The sequence below is a fragment of the Nibribacter koreensis genome (assembly GCF_039541795.1).
In the GTDB taxonomy this organism is placed as follows: domain Bacteria; phylum Bacteroidota; class Bacteroidia; order Cytophagales; family Hymenobacteraceae; genus Nibribacter; species Nibribacter koreensis.
In genome coordinates this window covers 1,573,089-1,591,921 of sequence record NZ_BAABGX010000002.1, presented here as the reverse complement: position 1 = coordinate 1,591,921, position 18,833 = coordinate 1,573,089, and the positions used below count along the sequence as shown (strand labels likewise).

Annotated in this window: 13 protein-coding genes and 2 pseudogenes; 8 read left to right on the top strand and 7 right to left on the bottom strand. The window is 49.3% G+C overall.

All coding sequences use genetic code 11. The features are described 5' to 3' along the window. Nucleotides 1–372: 372 nt before the first annotated feature. The 5 genes and pseudogenes from ABD880_RS14170 to mobV form a co-directional block, all read left to right on the top strand. Nucleotides 373–1,002 (top strand): recombinase family protein, encoded by a 630-nt coding sequence (locus tag ABD880_RS14170; RefSeq protein WP_345167385.1) that lies wholly within the window; start codon nucleotides 373–375, stop codon nucleotides 1,000–1,002. A 419-nt stretch (nucleotides 1,003–1,421) separates the two neighbouring features. Beyond that, nucleotides 1,422–1,622, top strand: a complete 201-nt coding sequence (locus ABD880_RS19125) for a DUF6122 family protein (protein WP_425575839.1) — start codon at nucleotides 1,422–1,424, stop codon at nucleotides 1,620–1,622. 151 nt (nucleotides 1,623–1,773) lie between these two features. After that, entirely contained in the window at nucleotides 1,774–2,007 is a 234-nt protein-coding gene (locus ABD880_RS14165) for a hypothetical protein (protein ID WP_345167383.1), read from the top strand. Nucleotides 2,008–2,010: 3 nt separating this feature from the next. Further along, a complete protein-coding gene (locus ABD880_RS14160) occupies nucleotides 2,011–2,892 on the top strand; it encodes a DUF6122 family protein (protein WP_345167382.1) in 882 nt (293 codons plus the stop codon). Nucleotides 2,893–3,026: 134 nt separating this feature from the next. Next, nucleotides 3,027–3,347: pseudogene (gene mobV / locus ABD880_RS14155) on the top strand (MobV family relaxase); the annotation flags it as partial. A gap of 13 nt (nucleotides 3,348–3,360) precedes the next feature. Here the strand turns inward: mobV and ABD880_RS14150 are convergent. From ABD880_RS14150 to ABD880_RS14135, 4 genes are all read right to left on the bottom strand, one after another. After that, the gene (locus ABD880_RS14150) at nucleotides 3,361–4,572 is read right to left on the bottom strand and encodes a peroxiredoxin family protein (RefSeq protein ID WP_345167380.1); all 1,212 of its coding nucleotides are present in this window, start codon (nucleotides 4,570–4,572) and stop codon (nucleotides 3,361–3,363) included. 943 nt (nucleotides 4,573–5,515) lie between these two features. Beyond that, nucleotides 5,516–6,160 carry a DUF305 domain-containing protein gene (locus tag ABD880_RS14145; protein ID WP_345167378.1) on the bottom strand — a complete coding sequence of 215 codons (645 nt, stop codon included), beginning with the start codon at nucleotides 6,158–6,160 and terminating at the stop codon, nucleotides 5,516–5,518. 163 nt (nucleotides 6,161–6,323) lie between these two features. Continuing rightward, nucleotides 6,324–6,614 (bottom strand): DUF6122 family protein, encoded by a 291-nt coding sequence (locus ABD880_RS14140; protein ID WP_345167376.1) that lies wholly within the window; start codon nucleotides 6,612–6,614, stop codon nucleotides 6,324–6,326. Nucleotides 6,615–7,244: 630 nt separating this feature from the next. Then, a complete protein-coding gene (locus ABD880_RS14135) occupies nucleotides 7,245–7,736 on the bottom strand; it encodes a DUF305 domain-containing protein (protein WP_345167374.1) in 492 nt (163 codons plus the stop codon). Nucleotides 7,737–8,254: 518 nt separating this feature from the next. On the opposite strand from ABD880_RS14135, the gene ABD880_RS14130 reads away from it, so the two are divergent. The 3 genes from ABD880_RS14130 to ABD880_RS14120 all read left to right on the top strand — a co-directional run bounded on the left by ABD880_RS14130 (nucleotide 8,255) and on the right by ABD880_RS14120 (nucleotide 11,872). Continuing rightward, nucleotides 8,255–8,941: a DUF2231 domain-containing protein gene (locus ABD880_RS14130; RefSeq protein ID WP_345167373.1), complete on the top strand. Its 687-nt coding sequence runs from the start codon at nucleotides 8,255–8,257 to the stop codon at nucleotides 8,939–8,941. Between the two features lie 62 nt (nucleotides 8,942–9,003). Then, on the top strand, nucleotides 9,004–11,109 hold the full coding sequence (locus ABD880_RS14125; RefSeq protein ID WP_345167370.1) for a copper-translocating P-type ATPase: 2,106 nt from the start codon (nucleotides 9,004–9,006) through the stop codon (nucleotides 11,107–11,109). A 79-nt stretch (nucleotides 11,110–11,188) separates the two neighbouring features. Continuing rightward, nucleotides 11,189–11,872, top strand: a complete 684-nt coding sequence (locus ABD880_RS14120; protein WP_345167368.1) for a DUF305 domain-containing protein — start codon at nucleotides 11,189–11,191, stop codon at nucleotides 11,870–11,872. A gap of 252 nt (nucleotides 11,873–12,124) precedes the next feature. Here ABD880_RS14120 and ABD880_RS14115 read toward each other — a convergent pair whose 3' ends face one another. The 3 genes and pseudogenes from ABD880_RS14115 to ABD880_RS14105 form a co-directional block, all read right to left on the bottom strand. Beyond that, the gene (locus ABD880_RS14115) at nucleotides 12,125–12,427 is read right to left on the bottom strand and encodes a DUF6122 family protein (RefSeq protein ID WP_345167365.1); all 303 of its coding nucleotides are present in this window, start codon (nucleotides 12,425–12,427) and stop codon (nucleotides 12,125–12,127) included. 66 nt (nucleotides 12,428–12,493) lie between these two features. Next, nucleotides 12,494–15,154, bottom strand: coding sequence for a multicopper oxidase domain-containing protein (locus ABD880_RS14110; RefSeq protein WP_345167363.1), 2,661 nt, complete (start codon nucleotides 15,152–15,154; stop codon nucleotides 12,494–12,496). 359 nt (nucleotides 15,155–15,513) lie between these two features. Next, a pseudogene (locus ABD880_RS14105) lies at nucleotides 15,514–18,675 on the bottom strand (efflux RND transporter permease subunit). Nucleotides 18,676–18,833: the final 158 nt, after the last annotated feature.

Here is an 18,833-nt window from a genome sequence, read left to right as displayed (position 1 = left end):
GACGGAGAAGAAGGCCGGTGGTTAAATTTTAGTAGATTAGGGCGGCGGAAGAGATTGGCAGGGCCTAGTCAACCCTTCCCATGACCCACCGCTTTTCACGTTTGGGCGGTCGCAATCGCCCACCAAGGGATGCCATTTCGGGGAGGTGGCATCCCTCTTTTTTAATCTTAAACGTCAGAGTTCACCTGCGCTACCTGCATCCCAGCCTATCGACTTCCTATTTACCTGATGCGATGGCTCAGCCCAAGGATTTACGGGGAAGTGCAGGGTATCTTTTACTTCAAATTAATCCCTGCTTCAAATATTTGGGTATTTCCTGTTGAAAGCGGATTCACACTCCTATATTTGCTTCAAGTCTAGCAAATGCCAGAAATGAAGCAAGAAAACAAAGCTATCATCTACACAAGGGTCTCCACGAGCGGGCAGACCACCGCGCGGCAAGTGAAGGATCTGCAGGAGACAGGGTACCAGGTAGTGAAGGTGTTCTCCGAAAAAATCTCCGGGTTCAGCAAGTCCATCACCGAGCGACAGGAACTCCAGAAGGCGCTCGCCTTTATGGACAGAGAGAATGTGAAGTATCTGCTCATCCACGAGATCTCCCGGCTGGGCAGGAACACGACCGAGGTGCTCAATCTCTTGAAGGAACTGGAGAAAAAGGGCGTGTCGGTCCACGTCCACAACCTGGGCATCACCCTCTCAGCGGAGAATGACTCCAACTATATCTTCACCAAGCTGGTCATCACCATCATGGCGGACCTTGCCCGGATGGAGAGCGAGCAACTGAGCCAGCGCATCAAGTCGGGCATCCGAAATAGAAAGGCACAGGGCCTGCACACCGGCAGGAAGGTCAACTCCGTGGAGAGCAGGGAGAAGTTCCTGGGTAAGCACAAAGAGGTTATTAAGTATCTGGGATTGGGCAGGTCTTACAGTGAGATCACCAAGCTGACCGGTGCCGCGCCCTACACCATCTCCAAAGTGAAGAAGGCGCTGGCGGAGGGATGATGGTTGTTTTCAAGTAAGTAGTGGATGTCAAATTCCCGTCTCAGAAACTAGAAATGTATTTTGATTTGTGAGATGGCAAATAGAGATACTCCCCGACGAATTGGCCAAGTAATAATCCGTCCTATCTCCTGTCCCAGAAAACGGCCGTTTTCTGGGACCACGCTAGCCTTGATTCTCTTCGTAGGTAGCACCTGCAGAAATGAAAAAGTCAAAGGGTTAGTCAACGCAGAAGTCAACGGCCAGGTCAACGCGCCGTTGCAACGAAGGCGCAATGCTCTGTTGCGGCAGGGCCAATAATTTACCTTATGTTGAGCAGAGAGAATTCTGAGGGAAGTGAAATTTGAGACCGATAAGGGGCTCCCGTCAGCCCGATAGGAGGTTCTCATTACAAATGGACGAAAAACATTATGCTTTGAAAAATATTAAATGCAAACATTTATTCATTATTTCTTGCACTTTGGCTTTTCGTTCTTCATGCAATCATATTCTTTGGACAAGCCTGGAAAAGAATTTACCTGATTTTAACAGCTACTATGTTAGTAGATCTTGATCATTTGCTAGTAGATCCCATTTTCCAGGCAAACAGATGCAGTATCAATTTTCATTATTTGCATACCTAATATGCCATGATAGTATACGCTGCCCTTCTTTTCTTGCGCAAACCCTACAACATAATATGAATTGGACTACTTTTTCACACGTCAGCTGATTTGATTGACTGTTTGATGATGTACTCAAACTGTAAAAACTGTTTTTTACATTCAACTGCATATGAGCTACTCAACCCCGAAAACGACAGAAATAGACTATAATGAGCAGGAAACGGCCCTCTTTGGCCGCCTAGTCAATGATTTCAACCTACGAAAAGACCAAGCAACTGCGGCTCTGCGCACGCTAAGCCCTACAGGAATCACCAAACGTCTCTACCAGATTAAGCTTCAAGTGACCGATGGCAAAGTATCGAATTTAGCGGCCTACACAGCGGAACGCCTGGGCGTTAAGTAGACCATGAGGCGGTCGGGTAGAAATGGACACGGAGAAAGCAGCTTTCCCCTGTCATGGAAGCAACAAAACCAGCCGGCAAACGGCAGCGAACTAAATATGATGCGGCCTTTCGGACCAAGGCAGTCCGCCTTGCGCGTCATCCTATCCATCGTAGCTGGCCTGGTCCTGGTCGGTTGCCGGTCATCCATTATGGTTCCTCAGTTTCCAGCCGCCGCCGGGTACCGCCCCCCGCTGTCGGCACAGCGCTTCGATACAGCGACGGCCGTCACCACCCACGATTATCCCACCACCCTGCCTAGGCGGGTAGATGTGGAAGTGCGGCCCCAGGTTATAAGCACGCGCAACCACGCACCTAGGGAGAAACAAGAGCCGGCAGGCAAACTAGGCAGCAGGCATGCAAAAGCTACGAACGAAGATACCGCGAGCAGTTCAGCCCGACCGATGGCACTGCGCGAGTCACGTCAGTACTCAACGCCCAAGCTATTAAGTGCCCAAACGCTGGTGCATTATGGCCTACATTTTGTTTTCCCGGTTGTGTTGGCGCTGGTGTTTTTTCCCCTGATGTGGCAAACCGCCTACCTGACTATGTTGGCCACGATGCTCGTTGACTTGGACCACCTGATGGCCAAACCCATCTTTGACCCACTACGTTGCAGCGTGGGTTATCACCCGCTACACTCCTTTTACGCCATACCGGTGTATGCGCTGCTGCTCCTGCTGCCAGCGACGCAAACTATCGCCGTGGGCCTGCTTTTCCACATGTTCACGGATACGGTGGACTGCTTGTGGAGCTTCAGCCACTGCCGCGAGTGCTACCTCAACTCCCGTATTTACGCATTGCGCAACTGGGTGCGGAAGCTATCGGGCCGCGAGGTAGCCAAGTAAGTTAGGGAGGCAATACGTATTGAATTGCAGCAGGACTCCGACAGGCATTCTTTTTCGGGGCGATGAACAGACTTAGTTTGCCTGACCGATGACATTACCTAACTCTACACGCGCACAGCGCACTTTTTAAAAACGGAGCGCACCAGCTCTCCCTACCCGAGGCCATCAACCAACGGGTTGCCGAAGGTTACCAGGGGAAAAAGGCCATCCGGAAAGATGCCGTCAAATACCTGTCGCTTGTTTTAACTGGCAGCCATGAGGACATGGTGAAGCTGACCAGTGAGCCGGCACGCTTCAAAGACTGGCAGCAGGCCAACTTTGATTTCGTGGCCCAGGAGTACGGCAAAGCCAAAATGGTGCGGTTTACGCTCCATATGTACGAGAAAACGCCCCACATTCACGCGGTCGTGGTGCCCTTGACTGAGGACAGGCGCCTGTCAGCTAAAGACCATTAGTTAAAAAAATAAATTATTCTTTTACCAACTCTTCTACAATAGCTTGGTGATCTGCTTTCCATTGTTCGAACAAGGGGCCTGTGCTTGGTCCGTTAAAACCTGAATGCACTTTGCGTAGTTGGCCGTTTTTATCAATGTATAAGGTAGTTGGGAAGTATATGGGGCCATCGATGGTAGGAAAGGCTTTGCTGACATCTTTCTCATGCCCGGCAATGAGAAAGGTATAATCGGCATTCAGCCTGTTTTTAGACTTTTCCACCCTGGTTTTAGCGTATTGAAAATCATCTTTTTTCTCAAATGCCAGTGCTACAATTTCTATCCGTTCTTTGTTATCGTTATACCATTGGCCTAGATACTTGGTTTCGTCCATACAACTTGGGCACCAGGAACCGAAAATTTGCACAATAAGAGGTTTGCCCTTAAACCGCGGATCGGATAAAGAAACTATATTGCCTTGTAGGTCTGGAAAGCTGAAGTTAATGGTTTGAGTGGATACTTTTCTTTCTTTACTGGCCAGCCGGAAATTCTCATTCGGTTTTGCTGTAAAAGAATAGTTGCCCGTAAGACCATTTAAGTATTTTCCTATGAGCTCACCTGAACCGTTTAGCTGCCCGATAAAAAGTTTAGCCTCTTCACCATTAAAGGTGCTTAAATAAAAAGTACTGTCGCTTACATTGCCTTCCAGGTACCTGAAATCTCCTGAGGCCAATGCAAAACTTCCGGAAATATGGTTACCCTCCTGGCGGAAATTGCCTACCGCTGGCCTTGGTTCACCAGAGCCAAGGCTAAAATATGTTTCCCATTTCCCTGTAAAATTATAAGCAGGCTTGCCCTCAAGCTCAAACCTTTGCTGTCCGTTGATCGGTACAGCTTTAAAGGGAGCCCTGTAATTCTTTGCATAATGCTTTACCCACTCGCCCGTAAGGACAGTATCAGTATACTTTGCACGCAAGCTTGCATCAAACACGTTTATATCCATAATAATGGAATCCTCTTTTATTAATACATCTGTTTCAAGGCGTTCATCACTGTTAAGTATGTAGGCCTTTAAATTGGCTCCTTCTCCCTCAAACTGAATAAAGAAAGGGACTTCATTCCCCTGTAGTTGAATGGCCGCCCGGTACTTTCCTTGGGGGGGACTTTCTTTCGAGGTAGATGTAGAAGTGCTTTGGCAACTAGCCAGTAAAAGCATAAAAGATGTGTAGGTTAAAAGTTTTTGCCACATGAGCGAGTAAGTTATTTCTATAACGAATGAAACAATAGTCCAGGTTGTGTTTTCTCTCTTCTGAACCTTCATTAAAGGCAAATTACTATTTATATGGATTTTATCTCTGATAATTTACAATACATGACTAGCAGGAATGCCAGAGAGAATCAGTAGTGCAGGGTAAACCGGCCCCCGCTTATAGTCACTGTCATAGTTGGTGCTTAGCGAGATGTATTTGCCCCCATGTAGCGGACGCCCATGCTGTATCCCTTTTCAGTATTAGCCCTCAAGTCCATGAAAAAGGTGTTACTGAGCGGCAAATCCCTTCTTTCCAACTGTAACCGCAGTTGTCCCGTGAAGTCCGTGCGGAACTCTGCCCGCCCCAGCATGGGCAGCCTATAATAAATGCACAAGCAGGAGATGCAGGTCAGGAAAATCTGAGAACATGTTTTTATGTTGCTTGGGGAAAACTCCCAGCCCAATAAATCTTCTTTTTATCGCTGACTTACAGATTCAAAGGATGTGAATTATAGCTTTGCAATTTCCCCAGATGCAGTGTTGGCCTGGGGAGAAATAAGTGTATCCAAAAATAATCAAGAGCTAATTATATGTTAGCGGTATAGGACCTCACCTATTCACAGTATATGGAATACTTTAACTGATAAAAATAAGAGAATTAAAATGGGATAACCTTAATAGATTATCCCATTTTACTGTCACTGAGACAGATATTGTTAAATTCTTTTTCTATAACATACTCTACAATTCCTCTTACCAATGATAAGAATAGACTTTATCACAAAAATATTGACCGAGCCGCTGTTATAATCCTATGACCCTCACTTTACTTAAATTAAAAAGGCTGTACTAATATGTACTAGTATTGAGGTTGAAAATTCCACTTATAAAAGTATCTAGTAACCTTAATGGATACTAGTATTATAGGATTTTTAAAACAAAATCAATGACCTTGCATTCCAGATCCTTGGTTTTTTAAAATCCATTCCTGAAATTCCTTAATCTCAGCCATTTGCGCGTCAATCATCATATGGGCCATTTCCTTGATCATTGGGCTAGTCCCATGCTCTAAAACGGCGTATGCGTTTTCTATGGCAGATTGGTGATGCACAATCATTAACTGGGCGAAATCATGGTCTGTGTCACCATTTATAATCTGCAGATCACTTTGCCTGCTGGATTTATCCATGGAATTCATAAGCTCCATATTGAACTTACTGCTGGCCGGTTGGTCAGGCCGATAGGAAGTAACAAAGGCTTGTAGATCCGCTATTTCCTGCTGCTGATCGGCTTTTATCTTGGTGGCAATGGCTTTGATAGCAGGGTCGTCACCGGACATTAACTCTTCATTTGCCATATTGATAGCGCCCTGATGGTGCATTACCATCATCTTGGCAAAAACTACATCCGGGTCCTCTGCCATAGACATGCTATGCATTCCATCCATCATCGTGTGCATAATGGCCATCATTTTGCTCTCATCGTGCGGCTGTAGCTTTAAACCTTCATCCTCCTCTGTGCAAGAAGTAAGTAACAAACCGGCTACCATAAATGTAGCCATGGGGCGAATTGCTGAAAAAAATTTCATGATTGGTCTTAATTAATTTTTTTATCAAAGACTCGATTGTCAATAAAACATAAAGGTGCGATTGTACCTAACGTGTATTTTCACTGCCAATTGCGAAGAGAACAGGCTTGCCCTAAAAAAGTTAGCGACAATCTGGTATTTCTCTTCCTTCTTAACAAGTTCACTAAAAACAGTCAATATAATCAAGTGCCATATGGATTAGTAAACCGAGGGCCACTATCCGCATGGGTTTATAGAATAACATTAGAAAGTAAACGCCAATTGCCCAGTAAGAATGCAAAGGATGGAAACCTATACCGCACCTGTCCGGGTCATACATGGGGGTGGCCAACAGGTGGTCTAAATCGACTAGGTAAGTAGCCACCATTATTAAACTTACTTTCACCCAGTCCTTTCTGAAAAAGAGCCAGGCCACCAAACCTGGCACAATTATATGCAAGAGCAGATGTAACAAAATCTTTTAGGGGAGAAGTTATAATTATCTGAACCTGAGGCTAGGCTACTGAACGACAAGCCTCCTCGCACCGACGGCAAGACTCTGCGCACTCCTTCCAAACAATTATAGAGGATTGACTAGTCCCTCCATTGCAAGCATGGCAACCAATGCGTGAATTTATGATTTGACTTGTTATCTGCACGCATTTTACTAGAACCTTTCCTTTTTTCTGCTTCCAAAAAACAGAGAGGCTCCTGCAGTAACAACAAGAGCCTTTTTCAAAAGAATAGGTCTCTAATCAAAGGTCAAGGAGATTTATAGAGACGATGAGTTAGCCCGCAAGAAGAGTCTCCCTTTCCTCACCTGGCTCAGGTCAACTCAGGAGTCAACGGGGTGCAGAGCGGATCGCATTGCTTGCCAGTGATTCAGCCTGGTGCGGAAAGCACCGCCCTCAGCTTAGGATAGGTCGCTATCTCTTGAGAAAAGCCGCATTTGAATATGGTTACCCCTTCTAATGCACCCGTGCATGAGGCGTGCGAGGCTGTTGGCCGAAGGATGGCTTATGACCCTTGCTATCTGCTGGCATTCATTCTGCAAAAAGTGCCATCATTTAAGGTTCATCCCACTTCTGGGCAAAATCTCTCTATGCTACTCTCTTGACTGTAACCTTCTTATATGTGATTTCATCTCTGCAATTTCCTTTTCCTGAGCTTTTATAATCTCTTCTGCCATCTTCTTTACCTTCGGATCTTTTAAATCCGCCCTTTTACTGGTCAGAATGGCTATTGAATGGTGTGGTATCATTGCTCTCATGTATGTCACATCATCAACCGGGGTTTGTGTCCTTGCCAAAATCAAAGCACTCATGAAAAGAACTAAACTACCTGATAATATAACCAAGTTCTTTTTCCTGTCCTTATACATATTGTTCATGAAGAGAAACATTATCACTGCCATCGCAGAAATACCGAGGCAGGCCATGTAAAATCGCGTAAGGCTGAAATAAACATGGTCTATCTCGAACGTATTCAAATACATGGTCACATACATGGCGATAAAGGAGCAAAGCAACATTAACGCAAATTTTGCATAAGGGCTTTTACTTTCATTACTGTTATTCATTCCGTGTTTATTTTCCATAGTTGTTCCTATCTTAAAATAGGAGGCGTTCAAATCAGTATACTGTAAATTCATCCCCAGTTGTTTCACTTAATGACCAATCTCCCTCTTTGTGTCAACAATAGATAAGACGGTTGGGACAAAATACTCTGAATTGGAGGCGTTGCCTGATTCGTCGGATCCGCAGGCGAGAAAGGTTAGGCGAAGGAAAACCAAGGCAACTTGGCTCTCATTCAAAAACGGGCCCATATGGTTGACTGATCTTAGGGGAAGCAGGGAGATAAACCTTAGCAAGCAATGAACCATGAGGCCCATGAAATGATATACGAAAGGTTGGCGGCTCATCCCCCAGCATGCTCAACTGACTCTCACAGACTAAACCCTCCCAGGCAAGGGCAAAGGAACAGCTAAGGTAAATTTGTGACATTCCATGAAAATCCATGAATCTGGATCGGCACCCTTCTAGTTTTGGTAAATTCAGCTTAAACTACGTTAAATTTTGAATCATCAACCCCAGCTTTTCCAACAACTATCAAAAATTGAAAAGACACCTAACCTTATTGCTTCTTTTACTCCACGTGTCAATTGTCATCCCTACGCTGGTGGCCGCGCACGGCGGGGAAAAGCACGGAGCGAAGACCGCAAAAAACCAGCGTTCCACTGTGTCCGCTACAAGCACTAACACTTCCAGAGATTCCAGTGCGCAGACCGTCTCACCTGAAGAACACGCCGGCCATCTGCAGGAACCGGCCACCCTTCACGCCACGCCAGAGGATTTCCCCAACAAGCACCCGCTAATCGTCCACTTCCCCATTGTGCTCTTGCTGGTGGCGGCCGCCGTCTCCCTGGCCAACGTCCTTTTCCTGCGCAAGGAACTAGACTGGATCGTCACCGTTTCTGCTTTTGTAGGGGCGGCCACGGCATTCTACGCCACCAAGTTTGCCCACCCCCACACGGCAGGGCTTACGGACCATGCACAGGCTGTCCTGGCCCAACATGACCTGTACGCCGATTGGACCGTCTACCTGGGTATCGCAGGGCTGCTCGCGCAGGCCGTGAGTCAGTTTCTGCTCAAAGGCAAGAGGTGGACTGTTCTAGCGGCCGCACTTATCCTCGCCGGGGCCGCCTATGCGGTGGCCATGGCCGGGCACTACGGAGCCCAGCTTGTGCATATAGAAGGCGTAGGGCCGCAGGGCAGGTACCTGGAAACGGAACACCATGATTAGGAGTATAAAAAGACGCTGGCCCCAACCAGCGTCTTTTTTGTTTACGTAAACCCCACCCAGGCATGGACCATAGTCAATACCATCACGGCAACACCCGGAAACAAAAGGCGAAGGGGCAGGCCGGCCAGGTAACCGAGCATCTGGAAGAAATTACTTTGCACGGCCACGAGCAAGCCACGCAGGAAGACACCGGCGGTCACCCGCCGCACGGAGAGCACGGCCATGATCACCACCGGATGATGATCAATGATTTCCGGAAAAGGTTCTGGGTGTCATTGGCCTTGTCCGTTCCGGTGGTGATCCTGAGCCCCATGGTGCAGCATATCCTTGGGTTCTCCCTGGACATCCCCTATGCCATGTACATCGCCTTCGCGCTTTCCTCCGTCATCTATTTCTATGGAGGCTGGCCCTTTTTAACCGGGCTGTGGGAAGAGGTAAAGAAGGCGGCGCCGGGCATGATGACGCTCATTGGCGTGGCGATCACGGTGGCTTACCTTTACAGCACCGCCATTGTGTTCGGGTTAGAGGGAATGGATTTCTTCTGGGAACTGGCCACCCTCATTGTTATCATGCTGCTTGGCCACTGGATAGAGATGAAGTCTGTGCTGGGCGCATCAAAGGCCTTGGAACTGCTGGTAAGCATGATGCCCGCCGACGCCTTATTGCTGCGAAATGGGGAGCCGGTGCGGGTACGCATTGAGGACCTGAGGAAAGGTGACCTTATTTTGGTGAAACCAGGCGAAAAAGTGCCCGCCGACGGTGAGGTGGAGAGTGGGGAAAGCCATCTGAACGAGAGCATGCTGACCGGCGAGAGCAAGCCCGCCAAGAAGGCGACGGGAGACAGGGTCATCGGGGGCTCCATCAACGGCAACGGATCCTTACAGGTGCGGGTAACCGGCACCGGAAAAGACAGTTACCTCAACAAGGTGATCACGCTGGTGCAGGAGGCCCAGAAGACCAAGTCAGAAACCCAGCGCCTGGCCGACCGTGCCGCCAAATGGCTCACTTACATCGCCCTCATCGCCGGTTTCGGCACCTTTGCCGTATGGCTTCTGCTGGGGCATGAACTCTCCTTTGCTCTGGAACGAATGGTCACTGTCATGGTCATCTCCTGCCCGCACGCGCTGGGGCTGGCCGTGCCGTTGGTGGTGGCTATCTCTACGGCGGTATCGGCGAACAATGGCCTTCTCATCCGTAACCGCACCGCTTTTGAGAACTCCCGCAACATCACCACCATCATCTTTGACAAGACCGGCACCCTCACCCAGGGTTCTCACCAGGTGGCAGAGGTAATTACCTTTAACCCGGCCATGGACAAGAAGGAGATGCTGCGGCTGGCGGCTGGCGTGGAGCAGAACTCAGAGCACTTCATCTCCCAGGGCATCCTGAGAAAAGTAAAGGAAGAAGGCATACAGGTTCCCGCCTCTGAGGCATTCAACTACTTGCCCGGAAAAGGCCTGGAGGGCAAAGTGGAAGGAAAGGACGTGAAAGTGGTAGGCCCTAACTACCTTCAGGAGTTCAACATTCAGGTGCCCGCCAGTGAGACCGAGGAAGGGGTGGAAACGGTGGTGCATGTGCTGGTAGATGGTCTTCCAATAGGCTACATCTCCATGCGCGACCAGATAAGGCCAGAATCTGCAGAGGCCATACGCATCCTGAAGGAGAATGGCATAAAAAACCTGTTGCTGACCGGAGACAATGAGCGGGTGGCCAGAAGCGTGAGCGACAAGCTGAACATGGATGGTTTCCTGGCCAATGTGCTGCCCCACCAGAAACAGGAAAAGGTGAAGGAATTGCAGGCGAAGGGGGAGTTCGTGGCCATGACCGGCGACGGCGTGAACGACGCCCCTGCCCTGGCCCAGGCCGATATAGGCATAGCCGTGGGCTCCGGCACGGACGTGGCCGCCGAGACCGCAGACATCATTCTGGTCAACAGCAACCCGCAGGACATCGCCTCGCTCATCCTTTTCGGGAAGGCCACCTACCGGAAGATGATCCAGAACCTGATCTGGGCCACCGGCTACAACGTGGTGGCACTCCCGTTGGCGGCAGGCGTGCTCTACAACCAGGGAATCATGGTCTCCCCGGCCATAGGCGCCGCCCTCATGAGCCTCAGCACCGTGATCGTTGCCATTAACGCGCAATTGCTCAGAAGGCAGATAAAATAGTCCCAGGGAATTTGCCTCAATTATAACAGCCCAGAAATCAAACCGTATACATTCTATTTAATTAGATAAACTAAAAACTATGAAAAGACGCATAAAACAAATTTCAACCTTGCCTCTTGTGTTAGGGGCAGCCCTGTTTATGGTAGCGTGTGGTGGGCAGGATACATCTACAAATGACACTACTACTGCCACAACAGAGGAGACTACTAATACAGATGCTGAAACTGCCGTGGATACTGATATGGCAAAGGGTGATATGATGGGAATCATGCATCAGAACATGGAGGAAATGCAGAACATCAGGACCCAGATGACAGGTGATCCCGATTATGATTTCGCGCAGATGATGACCCATCACCACAAGGGAGCTGTCCGAATGGCAGATGAAGAACTAGCCAACGGTACAGACATGAAAATGAAAGAGATGGCCCAGAAAACGAAGGAAACCAATCAAGCCGACATACAAAAGCTGCAGGATTTCATGAGCAAGCATAAGCCAGCCACAGGCGACACTGCTACAACTATGAAAATGGTGCGCCCTATGATGTCGATGATGGGCCAGATGCACCAACAGGATATGAGCGGTATGAATACCGACCAGAACTTTGCCCAGATGATGGTCCATCACCACCAGATGGGAAATGAGATGTCAAAAGAGTTTCTGAAAATGGCCAAGACAGAAGAAATGAAGCAAATGGCTCAGAAAACGATTGACCAACAAACAAAGGAAATCAAAGAGCTAAAAGCCTGGCAGCAGCAGTAATCCAAGTAATTTCAAATAAGTGGTTGATGGTGTGAGGTGTCTGAAAATAATTTTACTCAGGCACCTCACACTTTTTTGTCACGTGTCAGTTGCACTATTGCATGTGACTAATTCTAAATATGTCCAGGATTTGGATTAATTCCTTTTAAAACTAAGTCATGCTTGAAGCCTAAATGCGTTCACGCGGAATCTGAAATGCTTTTATACACAATAGTTTTAAGAACGATCCCATGTTTTTAAAATGAGGCATTCTTACAGGCATTCTATCCAATCAAGCACAATGTGAATAACCAGCCCCAGCCCCAAGAGCCTGGTTCTAGGCCAAAAGCAAAAAAGCACATAAACAGGTATCAGCCAGTAGCTATGTAACAGGTGAAACCCTACACTGCACCGGTTGGGATCTACAATGGGCTCTGCCAACAGGTGATCCACATCGATTAAGATAGCAGAAAACATAATCAGCGCAGCCTTTCTAAAATTAGTGCGAAAGAAAAACCACGCAACTATCACTGGCACCGCAAGGTGGAGCACCAGATGCCAAATAAAACCTATCATGGACTATTAATTTTCTAAAACAGGGTCTACTTCTGATTAAATTAATTAAAACTTATCTTTAGAGGCTTAATAGACGAAGGTGAAGCCGGCCCCGTACTTCATATCACTGTCATAATGCGTGGACAGGGAGATGTATTTGGTGAGCACATACCTGAAGCCGGCCATGTACTCCTTGTCAGTGTTGGCGGTCAGGTTCATCCGCAGGCGGCTGGTCAGCGGAATGTCCTCGCGGCGTAGCTGAAAGCGCAACTTGCCTTTGCTGTCAATCCTGGCCTCCGCCTGCACCAGCATGGGTAGAATATACTGCACCCCGGCCACGAAAGCCTTTCTATTATTCTGGTTACTGGATTGCCCGAGCATGGTTTCCTCTGGTTCGTTCTCCACGCTGTTGTGGTGGTAATCAAACCCGATAAATGGGAAAAGCCACTGCATCTTGCCCAGATACCGACCAAAGTAAGTCTCACTCTCAATGCCGTACTCCTTTTTGAAACCTATGCGCCATTCGGTGGAGATTTGGTAGCGGGCGTTGGCGAGCATGAACTCCCCGTCGCTGCCGTTGCTTTCTATGCCAATCTGCCCGGAGGGCAGGAACATTTTCTCTTCCATGTTCAGTCTTTTCCAGGCCAGTTTAGGGTCCGGCAACTCGGGGTTGGGCGGAGAGTTCTGGTAGGTGAACACCCGTCCCATGCCGGCCATCATGTGGTAGAGAATGTGGCAGTGGAAAAACCAGTCCCCGCTTTCTGAGGCCGCGAATTCCAGGGTGTCTGTTTCCATGGGCAGGATGTCCACCACGTTCTTGAGCGGCGCATGCGCTCCCTGCTTGTTCAGCACCCGGAAGTCATGCCCGTGCAGGTGCATGGGGTGCCGCATCATGGAGTTGTTGAACATGATGACCTTTACGTTCTCGCCCTTCCTGATCAGGATCTTGTCTGACTCCGACACCGTTTTGTTGTCAATGGTCCAGACGTAGCGGTTCATGTTGCCGGTCAGCTCAAAGCGCAGCACCTTCTCTGGTCCCGGTTTCAGGGTGGTCTGCTCCGGAGACCGCAGCATACCGTAGTTGAGCGTGACCAGGTCGCCTGCGCTCTCGTCCATGTCCATTTTATGCATCTCATGCCCTTCCATGGAATGGGCTTCCTGCGTGGTATCTGTAGGCGGTTGCATTTTCTTTTCCACGTCGGCGGCTGGCTTTTGGTCCTGCTCCCCATGATTGGCATGGCCCCCACCGGCACCCTCCGGGTACATGACGCTGTTCATGTCCATCTGCTGGTTGCTCATCACCATGCCCATGGGCTCCATGTCACCGTTCAACTTCATCATGTCGTTCATCATCTTCATCCCCTCGAAGTATTTGAGTTTACCCAGCCGTTCTGCCGGCATCTTCATGCCCCTGCCCAGCCATAATGAGGTAGAGTTGGTCCTGTCCTCGGCAGTCGCAAGGAACTCATATTGCATGTCCTGGGGGATGGTGACCAGCAGGTCATAGGTCTCAGAGGGGGCCATGATGAGGCGGTCTACTTCCACCGGTTCCACATCGTTCCCGTCGTTGGCCACCACGGTGATCTTGCCCCCCGAATAGGTAAGCCAGAAATAGGTGGAGGCGCCACCATTCACCACCCGCAACTTTACCACGTCTCCGGCCTGGAAATGGGTCTGCTCGTGGGTAGACTGCCCGTTCGTGAGGACTTTCTCATAGGCCACGTCGCTCACATCCATGGCGGTCATGCGTTTCCATTCATTCTTAAGCTTGGTGGTGAAATGTCCTTTTTGAATGGCCTCGCCGTAGCTCTGGGTGGCCCCTTTCTGGATTCCGAACCAGTCGTTGGCGCTTCTAAGGGAGCGGTACACCTCCTTGGGTTTCAGATCGGTCCAGTCGCTTAGCACAATGGGGATGGCCGGCATGGCCGGCTCGTTCTTCTTGTGGAAGATGAGCGCCCCGTACATGCCGCTCTGCTCCTGAAAACCGCTGTGGCTATGGTACCAGTAGGTCCCATTCTGTATAATGGGGAACTTGTAAAGGTAGGTGCTATGCGGGGCGATGGGCTTTTGGGTGAGATAGGGCACCCCGTCAAACCGGTTGGGCAGGAACACGCCGTGCCAGTGGATGGAGGTAGCGACATCCAGTTTGTTATGGACGTAGATCTCGGCGGTATCCCCCTCGGTGAAGGTGAGGGCCGGAGCCGGAATGCTGCCATTGATGGCGATGGCCTTTTTAGGCCTTCCCGTAAAGTAAACAATGGTGTCTTCCACGTACAGATCATAGCGCACAGTCCGGGGCGTTGGTGTAGGCCCAGGCTTTTCTACGTTATGCCCCGCTTTCTGAACGGGCCCTTCTTCTACCTCTGGGTTGGTGACCGGGGTGTCATGCTGATGCTCGACCGGTTTATTTTTTACAGCGGGCTGTTCTTTAACGGAAGGTTGCTTTTTAACAGCAGGCTGCGCCGGGGCGGGTTGCGCTTTTTTCCTGGCCGGGGTAGCCGGTTTGGGTTTTCGTACTTCCGGTTTAGGGGCTGGGGCTGCTTTGGTCGTAGCCTTGGCTTTCTGCCTTACCAGGGTCATGCCGCATTTAGGGCATTTGCCGGGGGAAGGGCTCTGCACCTCTGGGTGCATGGGGCAGGTATAAACAACGGTCTGCTGCCTGGCGGGTGGCGTACCGTGATTCTCGTGCTGCCCGGTAACCGGGTACCAGCCGGTGAGAAGTGCCACGATGAAAAGAAGTCTGTACATTTTCAGAAGGGAGAAATTAAAAGAGGTATAACGTAGAACATGGGTATTTGCCAGGCCGAAGCGAGGTAGTGCAGGCCTTCCGAAGTGGCCGCGGCTTGGGACCAGGCCCTCCGGTTTCATCTCTTCTATTTTACTGAATCCTCTATATTTTGTTTGATGCTAACACCAAAGTGCAAATTGCTTCCTCCGCATATTACACAAGATGCAGTCTTAAGTAGTTGCAATACCATTTATTACTTATCTAAAGCCTTTTTTGGGAAAGGATATTTTGGTTGTCAAGTTTTAAATATCAACAAACTGAATCATGAATGTCTCTAAAATTCCATAAGTTGGCTTTGCATAGGTGAATCTAAATCCGTTTAGTCTTTCAATTCGGCAATAATTACCCTTCCTTTTACCTTCAGCTCTCTTTCACGCACCAAGGCATACATGGCCGGCAACACAATCAAAACAAAGAAAGCAGAGGTGATGAGCCCAAACACAAAAGGGATGGCAATGGGCTTCATGACATCACTGCCGGTGCCAGTGGCCAGTAAAAGGGGAATTAAACCTAATACATCCACCAGAACCGTCATTAATTTAGGCCGTAACCTCAGGGCCGCCCCTTCATACACTGCCTCCTCAATGTCTTGTTGGGTTAGGGCTTTCCCAGACTTTTTACGTTCAGCCACTTTATTGTAGAGAGCGTTATTGAGGTACACCAACATAAGCACCCCTGTTTCGACGGCAATGCCGAACAGTGCGATAAAGCCCACTGCCACCGCTACGGAAAAATTCACATCAAAAAAGAAAAGCGAATACGCCCCTCCCACCAGTGCGACTGGGATGCTGGAGAGCACAATCAACACCTCGCGGAACGTATGAAAGGTGAAATAGAGAATGACCGTGATAATGACTAAGACAATAGGAATCAGGATTTTCAGCCGCTTCTCGGCGCGCTCCTGGTTTTCATACTGCCCGCTCCACTGGATGTAATAGCCCTTTGGCAACTTCTGCACCAGGCTTTCCAATTTACTTTTGGCCTCCTCCACCGTGCTGCCCATGTCCCTTTCCCGCACATTGAAGAGCAAGGTACCCCGCAGCATGGCATTCTCTGAGTTTATCATAGGGGGGCCTTCAGACAAATACACATCCGCCACAGCAGACAGGGGAAGCGGCCCCTGAGGGCTTGTCACCAGCAGTGACCTTAAGCGGGGGAGGCTGTTCCTGAAATCCTCTGCGAAGCGCGCATTGACCGCAAAGCGTCGCCGGCCCTCTATGGTCGTGGTGACGTTCATTCCGCCAAGGGAGGACTCTACCACCAGGTTCACATCTTCCACACTTAGCCCGTAACGGCCAATCTCGTTTCTTTTAATTTCTATCTCCACGTACTTCCCTCCCACCAGCGGCTCCACATTCAAATCCTTGACGCCTTCTATCCCGGTTAACGCTACTTTAAAGCGCTGCGCCAGAACGTTGATAGAGTCCAGGCTTTGTCCGTAGATCTTCACGCCTACGTCTGTCCTGATACCGGTGGAAAGCATGTTGATGCGGTTGATGATGGGCTGGGTCCAGGCATTGATCACCCCTGGTATCTTTAGCTTTTTATTTAACTCATCTATGATTTTGTTTTTGGTCATTCCCTCTCGCCACTGGGACTGTGGCTTAAGCAGAATGATGGTCTCAATCATGCTGAGCGGCGAGTTGTCCGTGGCGGTAGACGCTCTTCCGGCTTTGCCTAAGACATTATGTACCTCAGGAACTGACTTTATCAATTTGTCCTGCACCTGCAGGATGCGCTTGACCTCTGAGTTGGAGACGTCTGGCAGCGTGACCGGCATAAACAGCAGTGACCCCTCGTCCAGCGGCGGCATGAACTCTGTCCCTAAGCGCAGGACGAAGGGAATGCTGCCGGCCACCAATGAAAAGGCAATGGCGATGGTGGCCTTCTTCCAACGCAGGCACCACCGGATGACGGGATTGTAGAGCCAGAGGAAAAACTTGGAAACCGGGTGTGTTTTCTCTGAACGGATCTTCCCTTTCAACAGCTGAGCCATCAGCACCGGCACCAAGAATACCGCCACCGCTGCCGACCCTATCATGGCAAACGACTTAGTGAGCACCAGAGGGGTAAAGAGCTTTTTCTCCTGACCTTCCAAAAAGAGGATGGGGGCGAAGGACACCAGGGTGATTAAAATGGAATTGAAGACCGCCTTGCCAACTATGACAGAAGATTTTTCAATCCTTTTGATTCTTTCCCCTTCCGAAATCATGGCAGTTTACCCTTCCCCTTCACTTATTGCTTTCAGGCTATTCTCAACCATCACAATCCCGGCATCTACCAGGTCCCCTACGGCCAGGGCCACACCAGCCAATGACATGATGTTGGAGCTTACGTTAAACCAGTTCATCATGATAAAGGAGATGAGCACGCTCATGACAATGGTAATCACTACAATGAGGGCACTCCGTACATGTAGCAGGAAGATGAAAAGCACTACAGAAACCACGATAATCTCTTCCAAGACAGCCTCCTTTAGAGTAGCAATGGTGGCCTCAATTAAATCTGACCGGTCATAGGCCACCTTCAGTTTGACGCCAGGGGGCAGGCCTGCCTCCACGCTCTTCAATCTCTCTTTCACTAAATCAATTACCTCCTTCGCGTTTTCGCCATACCGCATCACCACAATGCCGCCCACTTTCTCCCCTTCCCCGTTTTCCTCCACAATACCCAGGCGCAGGTCACCGCCCATTTGCACGGTGGCAATGTCTTTAACCTGGATGGGGATGGTACCTTGGGTTTTCAATGCAATCTCTTCAATGTCCTTAATATGGGTGATGTACCCAACCCCTTTGATGATGTAACCCCTACCGCCCATCTCAAATTTACCTCCGCCGACGCTGTTGTTGTTGGCCTTCACCTGTTGAAGCACGTCCCTCAGAGGGATGTTGAAATAGTTGAGCTTGATGGGATTTATCACGATCTGGTATTGCTTCTGGAAGCCGCCGAATGAGGCTACCTCACTTACGCCCGGCACTGTCTGCAACGCAAATTTTATATACCAGTCCTGCAGGGCGCGCAGCTCTCCCAGATCATAAGAGGGGGCGTCTAGGGTATACCAGTAGATATGACCCAGGCCGGTTCCGTCTGGCCCTAGAGTAGGCACCACTCCCTGGGGCAGCAGGCGCTGGGCATAGTTAAGGCGCTCCAACACCCTGGTGCGGGCCCAGTAAATATCCACGTTGTCCTCAAACACCACAAAGACAAAGCTCATCCCAAACATGGAGTTTGCCCTTATGTTTTTGATTCTGGGAATGCCCTGCAGGTTGCTTACCAAGGGGTACGTCACCTGGTCTTCTAAAACTTGCGGGCTTCTGCCCATCCACTCTGTGTAAATGATGACTTGGTTCTCCGAGAGGTCAGGGATGGCGTCTACCTTGGTTCTACTTACCGAGTAGAAACCGTAGACTGTTACCGCGGCCGCTACCAGCAGTACCACCATACGGTTGCTTAAAGCCCATTTTATAAGATATCCAATCATAATTTAGAAATTATGAAGATGAGGCTTGTATTGGATGCGGGTGTTTTCTAGGGGTGCACAGCGCTCTTTCAGGCCCTGAAACTACGTAGCGTGATTTTCAAATAGTATCTTGAAGCTTTGACAGCTTCCCTTCTTGTACGTTTATTTTTCAACCACAG

What these genes read in the sequence shown, in the direction of transcription:
- ABD880_RS14170 (WP_345167385.1), top strand. Translation starts at nt 373, where the DNA reads ATGAAGCAAGAAAACAAAGCTATCATCTACACAAGGGTCTCCACGAGC.
- ABD880_RS14165 (WP_345167383.1), top strand. Translation starts at nt 1,774, where the DNA reads ATGAGCTACTCAACCCCGAAAACGACAGAAATAGACTATAATGAGCAG.
- ABD880_RS14160 (WP_345167382.1), top strand. Translation starts at nt 2,011, where the DNA reads ATGAGGCGGTCGGGTAGAAATGGACACGGAGAAAGCAGCTTTCCCCTG.
- ABD880_RS14150 (WP_345167380.1), bottom strand. Translation starts at nt 4,572, where the DNA reads ATGTGGCAAAAACTTTTAACCTACACATCTTTTATGCTTTTACTGGCT.
- ABD880_RS14145 (WP_345167378.1), bottom strand. Translation starts at nt 6,160, where the DNA reads ATGAAATTTTTTTCAGCAATTCGCCCCATGGCTACATTTATGGTAGCC.
- ABD880_RS14135 (WP_345167374.1), bottom strand. Translation starts at nt 7,736, where the DNA reads ATGGAAAATAAACACGGAATGAATAACAGTAATGAAAGTAAAAGCCCT.
- ABD880_RS14125 (WP_345167370.1), top strand. Translation starts at nt 9,004, where the DNA reads ATGGACCATAGTCAATACCATCACGGCAACACCCGGAAACAAAAGGCG.
- ABD880_RS14120 (WP_345167368.1), top strand. Translation starts at nt 11,189, where the DNA reads ATGAAAAGACGCATAAAACAAATTTCAACCTTGCCTCTTGTGTTAGGG.
- ABD880_RS14115 (WP_345167365.1), bottom strand. Translation starts at nt 12,427, where the DNA reads ATGATAGGTTTTATTTGGCATCTGGTGCTCCACCTTGCGGTGCCAGTG.
- ABD880_RS14110 (WP_345167363.1), bottom strand. Translation starts at nt 15,154, where the DNA reads ATGTACAGACTTCTTTTCATCGTGGCACTTCTCACCGGCTGGTACCCG.